Annotated in this window: 11 protein-coding genes; 10 read left to right on the top strand and 1 reads right to left on the bottom strand. The window is 69.8% G+C overall.

The genetic code is table 11. The annotated features are described in order from the left end of the window. Positions 1-128: 128 nt before the first annotated feature. The 10 genes from FB471_RS18385 to FB471_RS18340 all read left to right on the top strand — a co-directional run bounded on the left by FB471_RS18385 (position 129) and on the right by FB471_RS18340 (position 12,240). The gene (locus FB471_RS18385; RefSeq protein WP_141999685.1) at positions 129-1,424 is read left to right on the top strand and encodes an FHA domain-containing protein; all 1,296 of its coding nucleotides are present in this window, start codon (positions 129-131) and stop codon (positions 1,422-1,424) included. A 170-nt stretch (positions 1,425-1,594) separates the two neighbouring features. Beyond that, positions 1,595-2,059 carry an FHA domain-containing protein FhaB/FipA gene (locus FB471_RS18380; protein ID WP_141999684.1) on the top strand — a complete coding sequence of 155 codons (465 nt, stop codon included), beginning with the start codon at positions 1,595-1,597 and terminating at the stop codon, positions 2,057-2,059. Further along, the gene (locus tag FB471_RS18375; protein WP_141999683.1) at positions 2,056-3,444 is read left to right on the top strand and encodes a PP2C family protein-serine/threonine phosphatase; all 1,389 of its coding nucleotides are present in this window, start codon (positions 2,056-2,058) and stop codon (positions 3,442-3,444) included. Before FB471_RS18380 ends, FB471_RS18375 begins: the two co-directional genes overlap by 4 nt. Next, positions 3,444-4,934, top strand: coding sequence for an FtsW/RodA/SpoVE family cell cycle protein (locus FB471_RS18370; RefSeq protein WP_141999682.1), 1,491 nt, complete (start codon positions 3,444-3,446; stop codon positions 4,932-4,934). Before FB471_RS18375 ends, FB471_RS18370 begins: the two co-directional genes overlap by 1 nt. Further along, complete coding sequence (locus tag FB471_RS18365) at positions 4,931-6,406, top strand: peptidoglycan D,D-transpeptidase FtsI family protein (protein ID WP_141999681.1); 1,476 nt, start codon at positions 4,931-4,933, stop codon at positions 6,404-6,406. Before FB471_RS18370 ends, FB471_RS18365 begins: the two co-directional genes overlap by 4 nt. Positions 6,407-6,409: 3 nt before the next feature. Then, positions 6,410-7,747, top strand: a complete 1,338-nt coding sequence (locus FB471_RS18360; RefSeq protein ID WP_141999680.1) for a protein kinase domain-containing protein — start codon at positions 6,410-6,412, stop codon at positions 7,745-7,747. Continuing rightward, positions 7,744-9,708, top strand: coding sequence for a Stk1 family PASTA domain-containing Ser/Thr kinase (gene pknB, locus FB471_RS18355; RefSeq protein ID WP_141999679.1), 1,965 nt, complete (start codon positions 7,744-7,746; stop codon positions 9,706-9,708). The genes FB471_RS18360 and pknB overlap by 4 nt, the downstream gene beginning before the upstream one ends. Beyond that, complete coding sequence (locus tag FB471_RS18350; RefSeq protein ID WP_141999678.1) at positions 9,701-10,534, top strand: alpha/beta fold hydrolase; 834 nt, start codon at positions 9,701-9,703, stop codon at positions 10,532-10,534. The genes pknB and FB471_RS18350 overlap by 8 nt, the downstream gene beginning before the upstream one ends. After that, complete coding sequence (locus FB471_RS18345) at positions 10,531-11,070, top strand: hypothetical protein (RefSeq protein ID WP_141999677.1); 540 nt, start codon at positions 10,531-10,533, stop codon at positions 11,068-11,070. The genes FB471_RS18350 and FB471_RS18345 overlap by 4 nt, the downstream gene beginning before the upstream one ends. After that, complete coding sequence (locus tag FB471_RS18340; RefSeq protein ID WP_141999676.1) at positions 11,071-12,240, top strand: MAB_1171c family putative transporter; 1,170 nt, start codon at positions 11,071-11,073, stop codon at positions 12,238-12,240. Here FB471_RS18340 and FB471_RS18335 read toward each other — a convergent pair. Next, on the bottom strand, positions 12,179-13,564 hold the full coding sequence (locus FB471_RS18335; protein WP_246076728.1) for a caspase family protein: 1,386 nt from the start codon (positions 13,562-13,564) through the stop codon (positions 12,179-12,181). The genes FB471_RS18340 and FB471_RS18335 overlap by 62 nt on opposite strands. Positions 13,565-13,566 lie beyond the last annotated feature (2 nt).

The following is a 13,566-nucleotide window of genomic DNA, read 5'->3' as shown; positions in this document are numbered from 1 at the left end:
GTAACTTCAACAGCGGGAGAAGCGTATCAGGTCGGCTCGGCGGGTTTTACCGGCCCCGGTGTCGAACCGGCCATACCCAGATACGATCTATTGCGTAAGCACACGTGTGGGGAGAAGGAGTTGCCGCGGTGGGCCGCGTACAGCGCTTTGACCGGCGCCTGGAGGGCATCGTCGGCAACACCTTCGCGCGGATGTTCGGTGGCAACGTCGTCACGCAGGAAGTGGCGCAGGCGCTGGAGCGTGAGAGTGAGGACAACGTTCGGGAGCTGGCGGGTGGCCGGCAGCTCGCCCCGAATCACTACATCGTGTCCTTGGGCTCGGCCGATCACGACCGCATGGCCGGCGATGCCCAGCGGGTCACCCGGGTGCTCGCGAACGCGGTGGCCGAACACCTCGCCGAGCACGGTTGGGACACCTATGGTGACGTCGTAGTTTCGCTAGAGCGCAACGAGGCGCTGCATACTGGACAGTTCAGGACCCGCTCGACCGTCGACCCGGACGTCTCGGCAGAGGACGCCGAGTCCTCGGTACGGTCAGCACGAACCAGCGACGCAGGAGACCGACCAATGAGCCAGCCACCCGGCTACGGCCAATACGACCAGGGTGACCCGTACGGGCAGGGCCAGTACGGCTACGGACAGCAGGGACCCGGGTACGACCAGGGCTACGGCCAGCCGGGCGGATATGACCAGTACGGCCAACCGGTCGGGTATGACCAGTACGGTCAGCCGGTCGGGTACGACCAGTACGGCCAACCGGCCGGATATGACCAGTACGGCCAACCCGGGTACGACCAGTACGGCCAACCGCCGGGATACGACCAGGGCTACGGCGCTCCCGGTGCTCCAGGCGTTCCCGGTACCCCTCCCGGCGGGTATGACCCCGGCTACGGGCAGCCGCCGGGATACGACCAGGGCTACGGCCAGCCCCCACCCCCTCCCGGGTACGACCAGGGCTACGGCCAGCCGCCTCCGCCGCCACCGGGGGCTCCCGGTGTCCCGCCCGGCGCCCCGCCGCCCAGCCCACCCGGTGGGTACCCCGCGCAGGCGCCGCCTCCCCCACCGCCGCAGGACCCGTACGGCCAGCAGGGTTACGCCCCGCCCGCTCCGCCGCCGCCGATGCAGGGCAACCGGCAGCTCGCCGCGAGCCTGCAGCTCGACGACGGTTCGAACCGCACCTACTCGCTGAAGCAGGGCGGCAACGTGGTCGGCAGGGGGCAGGACGCGGACTTCCGGCTGCCGGACACCGGCGTGTCCCGGCGGCACCTGGAGATCACCTGGGACGGGCAGAGCGCGACCCTCGCCGACATCGGCTCGACCAACGGCACCACGGTGAACGGCACTCCGGTGCAGACGTGGCAGCTTGCCGATGGCGACGTGATTCGGGTCGGGCACTCCTCCCTCGTGTTCCGTACGCAGGGCTGACCAGCACCGAATCTCCGGTTGGGGTGTGTTTCCGGCTGCCTGGGCACAGCTCCGGCACGGGCTTCCCGCATAATGGCCACCACGCGGGGGGAGCCGCGGCGGGGTTCACCCTTGCCCGGAAACCACACAGCCGCGGGATCGGCGCGAGTAGGCGGGAGCGGACACAACAGGTGCCAGAGCTGGTCGTTCAACTATCCAGGGTAGGTTTCCTCGTCCTGCTCTGGCTTTTCGTGCTGGCCGCGTTGCGCGTCGTCCGCTCGGACCTTTACGCGGCCTCCGGGCTGCGCGTCAATGTGCCGGGTTTCCGGCGCGGTAAGGACAAGAAGAAACCGCGCAGCGGCAAGCTGCCGCGGCAGCTGGTCGTCACGCACGGCGCGCTGTCCGGAACCCGGATCGCGCTGGACGGCAGGCCAATTCTGATCGGCCGTGCGGATGACTCCACCTTGGTGCTGGACGACGACTACGCTTCCACCCGGCACGCCCGCCTTTCCCTGCGTGGCGAGGACTGGTATGTCGAAGACCTGGGCTCGACGAACGGGACCTACCTCGACCGGGCTAAGGTCACAGCACCCCTCCGAGTACCGCTCGGCGTCCCCATCCGGATCGGCAAGACGGTGATCGAGCTTCGCCCATGACTCTCGTCCTTCGTTACGCGGCCCGCAGCGACCGTGGCCTGGTGCGTTCCAGCAACCAGGACTCGGTGTACGCGGGTCCCCGGCTGCTCGCGGTCGCCGACGGCATGGGCGGCCACGCCGCCGGTGAGGTGGCCAGCAAGGTGGTCATCGCCTCGCTGGCCCCGCTCGACGACGACGAGCCCGGCGACGACCTGCTGTCCCAACTACGCGACGCCGTGGCGCACGGCAACGCCGCGATCTCCGAACTGGTCGCGGGCGACCCCGATCTCGACGGTATGGGTACCACCCTCACCGCGGTGCTGTTCTCCGGCACCCGGCTGGGCCTGGTGCACGTCGGCGACTCGCGCGCCTACCTGCTCCGCGGCGGGCAGCTCACCCAGATCACCAGGGACGACAGCTTCGTCAAGGAGTTGCTCGACCAGGGCCGGATCACCGAGGAGGAGGCCGCGGTCCATCCGCAGCGTTCCTTGCTGCTCAAGGCGCTCACCGGGCACGAGGTGGAGCCGAGCCTGACCGTGCGCGAGGCCCGCGCGGGGGACCGCTACCTGCTGTGCTCGGACGGGTTGTCCGGGATGGTCAGCGACGAGACCCTGGCCGACGCCATTCGGATCACGGACCCGCAGGACTGCGCGGACCGGATGATCGAGCTGGCGCTGAAGGGCGGCGGCACGGACAACGTCACGGTGATCGTCGCCGACGTGGTGGACGTGGACTTCGGTGAGGACGCGCCGATCGTCGGTGGCGCCGCCGGTGACGGCAGCGACGAGCACCACCAGGGCGACTCCCCGGCCGCACGGGCCCGCGCGCTCGACCCTTCCCCTCCCCCACAACGGATCGAGCAGGAGGAGCCGGAGCCGGACCCAAAAGCCAAACGGCGTAGGTGGGTACGGATGCTGGTGATTCTGGGGCTCACCGTCATCCTGCTCGCCGCCGCCGCCATCGCCACCCGCTACTTCGTGCTGCGCCAGTACTACGTCGGCGAGGGCCCCGACCAGGAGGTCGTGATCTTCCAGGGTGTTCCGGGCAGCATCCTGGGCATCGACCTGCACCGGATGGCGGAGGGCTCCTGCGCCCCGCAGGCGCGACTGTGCGACGAGCTGCGCATCCCGGACCTGCAACAGGACGCCCGCGGCGCGATCGTGAACGGCGTCAAGCGGGAGAGCCTCGCGGACGCGCGCAAGTACATCGACACCTTGCGGCGCAACAACGTGCTCGACTACTGCGACCCTCCCGCGGAGAACCAAGGAGACACCGGGGACACCGGGGACACCGGGGGCGGCGTGGTCGGCGGGGCCGAGCAGCCCACGGAGGAAACCGCACAACCTGGGCAAGGTGGGCAGCCGGGGGTGGACTGCCGCCCACGGCCCGCGTCAGGTGGTGGCTGATGAGCCAGCCTGCCGCGGATCCACAGCTCGGCCAGTTCTCCACCAACCCGCCGCGTGAACTCCCGACCCGGCGGGGCACGGAACTGGCCCTGCTCGCGTTCGCCGCCTTCATCGTGACCTGCGCGTTCGTGCTGGTCGAGGCGAACCAGGAGCAGGAGCTCACCTGGTCGATCTTCTGGTACGGCGCGGCCTATCTCGGCATCTTCAGCGTGGCGCACCTCGCGGTGCGGCGCTGGGCACCGTACGCGGACCCGCTGATCCTGCCCTGCGTGGCCCTGCTGAACGGCATGGGCCTGGTGATGATCTACCGGATCGACCTCGCCCTCGCGGAGCAGGCGCAGCAGACCGGGGAACCGTTCACCCCGGACGCACCGAAGCAGGTGTTGTGGACGGTCATCTCGCTGGCCCTGTTCCTCGCCGTGCTGATCCTGATCTCCGATCACCGCACGCTCACCCGCTACGCCTACACCCTGGGCCTGGTCGGAATCGTCGCGCTGTCCCTGCCCGCGGTGCTGCCCCGGTCGCTGTCCGAGGTGAACGGCGCGAAGGTCTGGCTGAAGTTCGGCTTCTTCTCCATCCAGCCCGGCGAGTTCGCCAAGATCGCACTGATGATCTTCTTCGCCTCGTTCCTCGTGTCCAAGCGGGACCTGTTCACCGTGGCGGGCAAGCGGGTTCTCGGCGTGGAGCTGCCGCGGGCACGGGACCTCGGCCCGATCCTGATCGCGGCGATGGCCTGCCTCGGCATCCTGGTGTTCGAGAAGGATCTCGGCACGGCGCTGCTGTTCTTCGGGATCGTGCTGGTGATGCTGTACGTGGCCACCGAACGCGTCATCTGGGTGGTGGTCGGCCTCGGCATGTTCGCCGTGGGCGGGATCATCGCGTACAACCTGTTCGGCCACGTCCAGCAGCGGGTGGCGAACTGGCTCGACCCGCTGTCGACCTACGACGACCCCGGCGGCGGCTACCAGATCGCGCAGGGCCTCTTCGGCCTCGGCACCGGCGGCATGGGCGGCACCGGGCTGGGATCGGGCAGGCCGGAGATGGTGCCCGCGGCCAACACCGACTTCATCACCGCGGCGCTGGGTGAGGAACTCGGCCTGATCGGGCTGTCCGCGATCCTGCTGCTGTACTTGCTGCTCGCCATGCGCGGGATGCGTAGCGCGCTGGCGGTACGGGACACCTTCGGCAAGTTGCTCGGCGGCGGGCTGTCCTTCGCGATCGTGATGCAGCTGTTCGTGATCGTCGGCGGGGTCACCAAGCTGATCCCGATGACCGGTGTCACCACGCCCTTCCTTTCCCGCGGCGGTTCCTCGCTGCTGGCCAACTACATTCTGATCGCGCTGCTGCTGCGGATCTCCGATGCGGCGCGCCGCCCGGCCGCGCCGAGCAAGCCGCGGCCACAGCAGCAGGCACCGCTGGCCGAGGCGCACACCGTGATGGTGCAGCGCCCCGAGGGCATGGGCGGTCCTGGCGAGGGGAGAGGCCAGTGAACACTCCGCTGCGCAAGGTCGGCGTCGCCATGCTGGCGATGGTGGCGCTGCTGCTCGTCAACACCACGTACGTGCAGTTCGTCAAGGCGGACGACTACCGCACCGACGGCCGCAACCAGCGGGTGCTGCTGGAGGAGTACTCCCGGCAGCGCGGCCAGATCGTCGCCGCGGAGAACGGGCAGGTGCTGGCCGGGGTCGAACCCGCGAACGACAAGTACCAGTTCACCCGCACCTACCCGAACGGCCCGATGTACGCGCCGGTCACCGGGTACTACTCGATCATCTACGGCGCGACCGGCATCGAGCTGGCCATGGACGAGGTGCTGAACGGTTCGGACCCGCGGCTGCTGGTGCGCAGGCTGTCCGACATGGTCACCGGGCGGGATCCGCGCGGCGGCAACGTGCAGCTGACCATGCGCCCCTCCGTGCAGGAGGCCGCGTACAAGGCGATGACGGGCAAGGGCTTCCACGGCTCCGTGGTCGCGCTGGACCCGAAGACCGGCGACATCCTGGCGATGGTCTCCACCCCCTCCTACGACCCGAACCGGCTCGCCACGCACAACAGCAAGGAGGTCCGGAGCGCCTGGGCCGAGCTGACCGACAAGAACGGCGACAAGCCGATGCTGAACCGGGCGATCCGCGAGACCTACCCGCCAGGTTCGACCTTCAAGCTGGTCACCACCGCCGCGGCGCTGGAGAACGGGGCGGGGCCGGACACCCCGGTGACCAGGGCCGCGAACGTGCAACTGCCCGGCACCTCGAACACCGACCTGGAGAACTTCGCCCACCAGCCCTGCCCCGGCGGCACGCTGAAGGACGCCCTGGCGTACTCCTGCAACACGGCCTTCGCCGAGCTGGCCGACCAGCTCGGCGCGGACAAGCTGCGCGAGACGGCGACCAACTTCGGCATCGGCCAGCAGGACCTTTCCGTCCCGATGCCGGTGGCCGCTTCCGGCCTCGGCGACCTCTCCAGCTCGGCCAAGCTGTACCAGAGCGGCATCGGCCAGCGGGACGTACGGCTCACCCCGCTGCAGGACGCCCTGCTCTCGGCCACGGTCGCCAACGGCGGCGTGACGATGAAGCCGCAGCTGGTGAAGGCGTTGCTGGCGCCCGACCTCACGCCGATGGAGGAGTTCACCCCGGAGGAGCTCACCGGCGACCCCGCGCTCTCGGCGGCGAACGCCGAGGTGCTGAAGGACATGATGCTGGCCTCGGAGGACAACACCAAGGGTGGCGGCAAGCGGTCGGGCCTGGAGATCGCCTCCAAGACCGGCACGGCGGAACATGGCGTCAACGAGAAGCAGACCCCGCCGCACGCCTGGTACACCGCGTTCGCCCCGGCCGACGACCCGCAGATCGCGGTCGCGGTGATCGTCGAGTCCGGCGGTGACCGGGGACTGGCCGCGACCGGTGGCAGCGTGGCCGCCTCGATCGGCAGGGCCACGATCAACGCCGCGGTCGGGGGTGGGTAGCCGATGCTCTCCTCGGGGCAGTTGCTCGCCGAGCGCTACCGGCTGACCAACCGGATCGCAGTCGGCGGGATGGGCGAGGTCTGGGAGGCGGGCGACACCCGGCTGGATCGCACGGTCGCGGTGAAGGTGCTGAAGGCCGAGCTGTCCGGGGACGCGGAGTTCCTGCACCGGTTCCGAACCGAGGCGCGCACCACGGCTTCACTGAACCACCACGGCGTCGCCGCCGTGCACGACTACGGCGAGACGGTGGCAGGTGAGCACTCGATCGCCTACCTCGTGATGGAGCTGGTGGAAGGCGAACCGTTGGCCGGCATCCTCGCCCGGGAGGGCCGGATCACCGCCGAGCGGACGCTGGATGTCCTCGAGCAGGCGGGGCACGCGCTGCAGGCGGCGCACGAGCGCGGCCTGGTGCACCGGGACGTCAAGCCGGGCAACATCCTGGTCACCCAGACCGGGCAGGTGAAGCTCACCGACTTCGGCATCGCCAAGGCCGCGGACGCGGCACCGGTGACCCGGTCCGGGATGGTGATGGGCACGGCGCACTACATCGCGCCCGAGCAGGCGCTGGGCCACGACGCCGAACCGGCAAGCGATGTGTACTCCCTGGCCGTGTGCGGGTACGAATGCCTGGTCGGGCACCGGCCGTTCCTCTCCGAGAACGCGGTGACGGTGGCGATGATGCATATCAGGGACCTGCCACCGCCGTTGCCACCGGATGTCCCGCCGCACGCCCGCGCGGTGATCGAGGCGACCCTGGTCAAGGACCCCCGGCAGCGCTACAACAGTGGCGGCGAGTTCGCGAACGCGGTGGCCGCGGTGCGGGCGGGTCACCCGCTGCCCGCACCCAGTGGCCTGATGAACGCGGCCTACCAGCCCGCGCCTACCATGGCCTCGACCCCGATGGCGCCGGTAGGGCCCTCGTCGCACCCGGCGATGCAGCCCGTGCCAACGCCGCACAGCGGGGTCAACCCGATGCCGGTGCCACCGCAACGCCGGCGGACACACGCAGGCGTATGGGTGCTGCTCGCGGTGATCATCGTGGTGTTGATCGTCGCGCTGGCACTCGTGCTGCCCATGCTGCTGCGGGACAACCGGGAAGGCGGCACCCCGGCCGGCACGACCACCTCGGAGCAGGCCCCGACGGACGGTCCCGAGCGGCCTGCCCAACCGGGCGGTGGCGCACCGGAACCCGACGACGGTCACTACCCCGGCGAGAACGAGACCAACCCCACCGCGGGTCAGGGCAACTGGTGGGACACGGGACAACGTGAACCGGGCAACGCAGGCACACAAGGCATGATGGGCACATCTTGGACGGAACGGGACGGCACAGATCGATGAGCGCACCCAGACTGCTCTCCAATCGCTATGAACTGGGCGACACGCTCGGCTACGGCGGCATGTCCGAGGTCCACCACGGGCATGACGTCCGGCTCGGCCGCGAGGTTGCCGTCAAGATCCTGCGTGCCGACCTGGCGCGGGATCCCCAGTTCCAGGAGCGGTTCCGCCGGGAGGCGCAGAACGCGGCCGCGCTGAACCACCCGGCGATCGTCGCCGTGTACGACACCGGCGAGGCGAACACCGAGTACGGCCCGCTGCCGTACATCGTGATGGAGTACGTCGAGGGCCGGACGCTGCGGGACATCGTCAAGACCGAGGGCCCGATGTCGCAGAAGCGGGCCATGGAGGTCATGGCCGACGTCAGCGCGGCGCTGGACTTCTCACACCGGCACGGGATCGTGCACCGGGACGTGAAGCCGGCCAACGTGATGATCACCCGCAGCGGCGCGGTCAAGGTGATGGACTTCGGCATCGCCCGCGCCGTGCACGACGGCCAGGCCGCGATGACGCAGACCGCGGCCGTGATCGGCACCGCCCAGTACCTTTCGCCGGAGCAGGCGCGGGGCGAGTCGGTGGACGCCCGCAGCGATGTCTACGCGGCGGGCTGCGTGCTGTACGAGCTGGTCACCGGGGAACCGCCGTTCACAGGCGACTCCCCGGTCGCGGTGGCCTACCAGCATGTGCGGGAGGACCCGCAGGCTCCCTCGGCGATCAACCCCGCGGTGTCCCCCGAGCTCGACGCGGTGGTGCTCAAGGCGCTGGCCAAGGGTCCGGCCAACCGCTACCAGTCGGCCGCCGAGATGCGCTCGGACCTCGTGCGCACCCTGTCCGGGCAGCGCCCCTCGGCACCGATGGTGATGAGCGATGAGGACCGCACCCAGGTGATGGGCGCGGGCAACTCGCAGGCCGATGCCTACGACGACTACGACTCGGATCCCTACGACCCGGACGAGGAGCGGCGCAGGCGCAAGCGGCGCAACATCATGCTCGCCCTGGCCGTGGTGCTCGGGCTCGGCCTGATCGCGTTCATCGCCTGGCTCGCCGGCGCGTTCAACGTGGACGCCGAGGTGAAGCCGGTGCCGAGCGTGATCGGGCAGAACGAGCAGCAGGCCAGGGACCTGTTGCGCAGCCAGGGCTTCACCAAGGTGGAGACGAAACGGGTGGTGTGCAGCCCGGTGCCGGACGAGGAGGCGGCCTGCACCTCCGACCAGGTCGATCGGGTGGTGGAGACCACCCCGCCCGCCGAGACCCGCATCCCGGTCAGCGACCAGGTCACGCTGAGTATCGGCACCCGGCCGGAGGCGACCGAGGTCCCGGAGCTGAAGGGGAAGACCAGGGACGAAGCCGAGCAAGCACTGAAGGACAAGGGCTTCCTGCTGGGCGAGGTCGAAGAGGTCGAGGTGGACAGTTCGGATGAGTACGGCCTGGTGCAGAGCCAGGACCCGGCTCCCGGCGTCACCCTCGATCCGGGCACCGAGGTGTCGATCACGATCGGGAAGACCCCAAACATGATCGAGGTGGTCGACTACACCGGCCGTTCCTACGAGGAGGCACGGGCCGGGCTGACCGCGGCCGGGTTCCGGGTCAAGCGCAATGATGTGGACTCGGACAAACCCGAGGGCCAGGTGGTCGGGCAGAAGCCGAACGCGGGGTCGCAGCCGGAGAACACCCTGGTCGAGCTGGACGTGTCCAACGGCTCGGAGCAGCAGATCGAGATGCCCGACCTGACCGGGATGACCGAGAGCCAGGCACGGGCCGCGCTGACCGAGCGGGGCTGGAACGGCGACATCAACAAGCAGACCGAGGAGGTCTCCGACTCGGACCAGGCGGGCAGGGTGACCAACACCATCCCGGAGTCCGGCACGAAGATCGACAAGGACCAGACGGTCACCATCATCATCGGTGAGCACGACGGGTCGACCGCGACCAGCACCGACAGCGGCGGCATCATCGGTGGCTAGCGTGTGGCCACGGCAGGGAACCGTCCCGGTCGAGGGCGGGGAACTCTACTACGAGGCGCGGGGCGCCGGCGATCCGGTGCTGCTCGTGCAGGGCGCGCTCGGCGAGGCGGGCACCACCGCGCAACTCGCCGATGTGCTGGCCGAGCACTACCTGGTGATCTCCTACGACCGCCGTGGCCTTTCCCGCAGCACGGTGCGGCAGGGGGCGCCGCCGGTTACGCTCTCCCGGCACGCCGCCGACGCGAGCGTGCTGCTGGCGGAGCTGGCGGCCGGGCCCGCGCACGTGGTGGGCGCCAGCATCGGCGCGCTGGTCGGCCTGCAACTGGCCGTGGATCACCCCGACCGGGTCGGCACGCTGGTGGCACACGAGCCGCCGATGGCGACCGTGGTCGCCGACGCCGAGCGGGAGGCCGCGCTCGACCGGGTCGCCGAGCTGGGCCGCACCGACGTCCGGGCGGCCGTGCGGGAGATGGCCGCGTTGACCGGCGCGGCCGGCGGCTCGGCCGAACCGGGGGCGCAGCCGCCACCGCCGGTCGGCGACCTGGACACGAACCTGCGCCACTTCTTCGCCGTGGACTTCCCCGCGGTGCGCGGCTGCGCCCTGGACGCGGCGCGGATCGCGGCCGTGCCGGAACCGGTGCGGATCGTGCCCACCGGCGGCGCGGAGTCCAGGGGGCAGTGGGAGTACCGCTGCGCCGAGCGGCTCGCCGGGGAGTTGGGCCGCGAGCTGGTCGAATTGCCCGGCGGGCACAACGCCCTACCGGATCATCCGCTGGCCATCGCGGCGCAGCTACGGAGGCTGTTCGCGGGAGACCGGGTGCGGTGACCGAGCGCGGCAGCTGGCGCAACGAGCTGCAACTGCGGCGCGGCGTGAAGCAACTCCTGCGCGAGCTGGACCTGGCGGCCCCGCTGGACGTGCGGGTGCTGTGTGATCGACTGGCGCGGCGTCGGAACCGGCCGATCAAGCTGATGCCCTACCCGCTCCCGGCTCCCGGGGTGTTCGGGCTGTGGATCGCCACCGCGAGCACCGACCACATCCTGTACCAGCGGGACACCACCGCCGCCCACCAGGAACACATCATCCTGCACGAGGTCGGGCACATCATCAGCGGGCACGGTGGGGACGAGAACGATCGCGAGGTGTGGAGCCAGCTGTTCCCCGACCTTTCCCCGGACTCGGTGCGCCGGGCACTGCGCCGGGACGGGTACGGCCCCGCCTTCGAGCGGGAGGCGGAGATGGTGGCGACGGTGATCAAGGAGTGGGCCACCCTGCTGGAGCGGCTGGACTTCACCCCGGACCGGGACACCGAAGCCGCCCGGCGGCTGCGCGGCGCGTTCGACGACCACCAGGGCTGGCTGTAGATGCTCGCCACGCTCAGCATCCTGGTGTGGGCCGCGGCCGGGATCGCGGCAGGATGGAAGCTGTCCCAACTCGTGCGCGCCCCGCGGGACCGGGGCCTGCTCGTGGTCACCGCCTGCACGGTGCTGGTGTTCATCGCGCTTTCGGCGCAGCTGGCCGCGAACGTCCCGGCGCTGTCCGGGTTGTTCCCCAGCCAGTCCCCGAAGCTGATCCAGAACGTGGTGCTCACGTTCTTCTTCGCCTTGCTGATCACCCTGCTGCATTCGGTGGTGTCGCCGGCGACCACGGGTTCCCGCGGGGCCGTTGAGGTGCCGCTGGCCCTGCTGGCCACCGCGGGCCTGATCGCCGCGTTCGCCGCCGGCGGCCCGGATGCGCGCGGCGCGGCCTACGGTGAGGTGGAGGGACGGCCGGGTGCGCTGGCCTTCTACCTGGTCGGCAACCTGTACATGAGCTACGCGACGGCCCGCGGCAGCCACCTGTCCTGGGTCGCCGCCGAGCACACCCGCTCGCGCGCCCGGCTGAGCCTGCGGGTGGCGGCCGCCGGGCTGGCCGTGAACTGCCTCGGGGTGCACCTGCCGCGGGTACTGTCCACCTCGGGGCGCCTCGCGTTCGACCTCGACCTGCCGCCGGGCACGGCCACCTGGACCCCGCCGGTGATGGCGATCGGGATCGTCGCGTTCTTCCTCGGCATCGGCTACCCGGGCGTGCGCACCGGCATCGTGAAGGCGCACATCTGGTTCGAGCTGCGGCGGCACTACCGGCAGTTGCGCCCGCTGTGGCTGGCGGTCTGCGCGGCGTTCCCCAACATCCCGCTGTTCCCGCCGGAGAGCCCGCTGCGCGAGGCGCTGCGCCTGCGGCAGATGCGGTTGCGGTACTACCGGCGGGTCATCGAGTGCCGGGACGGCCTGGTGTGCCTGAGCCCGTACCTGGCCGAACCGGTGGATGCCGGGTTGCCCCATGCCCGGCAGGCCGAGCTCGTACGCGACGCCCTCACCCGCAGCTCGCGGGGTGAGCAGCTCGCCGAGACCTCGGTGATCGCGGCCCCTGCCGCGGCCGGGATGGAGGCCGACACCCGGGAGCTGCTCGCCCTCGCCCGCGCCTTCGAACGGCTCACTGGTCGAGATCCCGCGATCGGTAACGGCGGTGCAGGCCGTACCAGCACCCGGCGATGAGATGCGCCAGGAACACCAAACCGGCCATTTTGATCGAGAGTCCGGTGCCAGTCTCATCCGAGGGCGGCACTTCGCTGAACAGACCCACGATGAAGACGACGACGAGGAGGCCGAGTACGCCGCCGAGGGTCAGTGTTTCGAGCCGTTCGAGCTTGGCACCGAATCCGGCGTGCAAGTCACCCAGACGTGGCGTGCGGCCGGACTTCTGCTGGAATCGTTTCCACTGACGCCGGATCAGGAATCCACACAGCGAACCGACAAGCAACATCGGGATGGCCAACGTCAGGTCCTTCGCCGAACTGACTCCCGGCGCTGGGCTGCCGAAGCCGGCGCCGACGACACCACCGACGCCCATGCTCGTACCAATGATGAAACCTGCCCACAGGGGCCACGAAGCCACCGCCTTGACGACATGTGACGACCGAACCCTCGGCGCCGTGTCGGGCTCGCGCTCGGCCCTCGGGCCCTCGCTCGGGTGGGGTAGTGCGAACGGCTGTCGGGAAGGCTCGGCGGGCCGTTCCGGTCCGGGGTGTGTCATCGGGGCGCGCGGGCGCACTCGAACCTGCGGTTCATGTACCGGTTCGGCCGAACGAACGTTCCGCAACAGCAGGCCACTACTGGTGTCACCAGCCATCATCTTCGGCAGCGGAAGCTCACGATTGGCCATACCGGCTCGCAATGACCTGAAGAGTTCATCCACCGTAAGCGTTTCCCCTGGCACCCGCGGGCCTTCTGCGAGCAGCCGGATGAGCTCGGCGCTGAACGCGGTGTACCGCTCACCTGGCGGGGAGTGCGAAACCGTATTGCTCGGCGAGGAGGTAATGACCGAGGTACCCGCCACCTCGATCGCCCGGCCGTCGATGGTTCCGGCCGACATCGCACCGAGCGCCATACCCGAGTAGCAGCAGTCCAGGATCAGCAACCGTGTTCTGGCCGGACTCTGTTCGATCACCTCTTTGACCCACTCGAACGGTATGGCGCTTCCTGCCGGAGTCTCGGGGTCGGTGGTGCGAACGGTGAGATAGAGGATGTCCTTGGTCTCGTGCCGAACCCCGTGCCCGGAGTAGTAGACGAGCAGGAGATCCTCGGCCTGGTTCGCCGCCCTCCGCAGCCGTGTCATGAAGCTGTTCGGCGAGTCGGGACTGTCCACGACATCGCAGGTTTCCCAAGTGAGAATCCCACCGCTCGAATCGGTCAGTATCCGGTTCAGCTCTGTCAGGTTGTTGCGCACCGCGGGCAGGTTGCCTAGTCGGTCGGACCGTTCGAAGTCGCTCGTTCCGATCAACACGCCACGCGAGAGATTCGGGTCGGGAAGGTTCGACATGC

Source organism: Amycolatopsis cihanbeyliensis, from assembly GCF_006715045.1.
GTDB lineage: Bacteria > Actinomycetota > Actinomycetes > Mycobacteriales > Pseudonocardiaceae > Amycolatopsis > Amycolatopsis cihanbeyliensis.
The sequence above is the reverse complement of the archived record's forward strand: the minus strand, read 5'-3'. Positions and strand labels throughout refer to the sequence as shown.